This is a genomic window from Vibrio sp. 378, from assembly GCF_033339435.1.
In genome coordinates, this window is the sequence record NZ_JAWOUO010000088.1 from 1 (window position 1) to 1,316 (window position 1,316).

The following is a 1,316-nucleotide window of genomic DNA, read 5'->3' on the forward strand; positions in this document are numbered from 1 at the left end:
ATCCGAGGGTTCAATGACGTGTTTGGGTCTTGAAAAATCATGCGAATCAACTTACATCGCGTTGCGTAATCTTTGTGTTCTAAACGCTCACCATTGACTCGGATCTCACCAGAGCTCGGTTCAACAACGCCTGCGAGCATACGTGCAAGTGTTGATTTACCGGATCCATTCTGGCCAATAAAGCCAATAGTTTGCCCCGGTTCTAGCGTAAAGCTCACGGGCTTAACTGCTTCATTAACTTGACGTCTGAACAGTCGAGAACGCGTGACAAACTGCTTCGATAAGCTATCGACTTCGAGTAACGCACTCATGACTTCTTCTCCGTGTTCAATGGAAAGTGACAGTTAAACTTATGGTTTTTAATGCGTCGCGTGTGTGGAATTTCAACACACTGTTTTTGCGCGTACGGACAACGCGGCCCTAATCGACAACCAATTGGCAGATGCTGCAAAGGAGGGATAGACCCAGGTAGCGATTGCAGTTTCTGCTTGTGCGGCACCCAATCATTAAAATCTGGCATCGCTTTTAGCAGCGCGTCAGTGTAAGGGTGTTTAGGTGCTTCGATGATTTTGTCGGTGTCGGCAGATTCAACCGACTGACCACAGTACATGACGGTAATTCGGCTTGCCCATTGCGTGATGGTAGCCAAGTCGTGACCGATCAGCAAAATCGTGGTGTTGTTGAGCTGGTTCATTCGGCTCAACAAACGCAGAATCTGCGATTGAGTGATGGGGTCCAAGTCGTTAGTTGGTTCGTCAGCAATCAACAATTTAGGTTTGGTTGCGATGGCCATGGCGATCATGACTTTTTGACATTCACCATCTGTTAGCTCGTACGGGTAGCTGCCCATCAAGCGTTTGTGATCTTTGATACCAACTTTGTGCAGTAGCGCAATGGCCTGTTTTTTACGCCATTTGAATCGCTCCCACCACTTGCCTTCAAAGGCGCGAGAGGGGATAGACTCAATTAACTGACGACCTACTTCTTCGGAAGGGTCCAAACAGGTTGAGGGTTCTTGGAAGATCATCGCGATATCGCGGGCAATGACGCGTCGACGCTCTTTCGGCGTAAGCTGTAAAAGGTCGATGTTACCCAAGCGCATTCGGTCCGCGGTGATTCGCCAGTTGTCCTTACAAACCCCCACGATCGCTTTCGCAACTAAGCTTTTACCTGAGCCAGACTCTCCTACCAAGCCTCGGATTTCACCTTCGTTGAGCGTTAGGCTCATTCGGTCGACGGCTTTCACCATCCCTTGTGGTGTTTCGATCTCGATAGTCAGATGTCGAATATCTAATAACGGCATTATTCGATCCCCA

The 1,316-nt window shown here is 48.7% G+C and carries 2 protein-coding genes; both read right to left on the reverse strand.

The window, feature by feature from the left end; translation table 11 throughout:
• Window positions 1–311 (reverse strand): ATP-binding cassette domain-containing protein (locus R7Q48_RS24265; protein WP_318132643.1); only part of this gene is annotated, 311 nt, incomplete at its 3' end.
• Entirely contained in the window at window positions 308–1,303 is a 996-nt protein-coding gene (locus R7Q48_RS24270) for an oligopeptide/dipeptide ABC transporter ATP-binding protein (protein ID WP_005462378.1), read from the reverse strand. The genes R7Q48_RS24265 and R7Q48_RS24270, both read right to left, overlap by 4 nt.
• Window positions 1,304–1,316 lie beyond the last annotated feature (13 nt).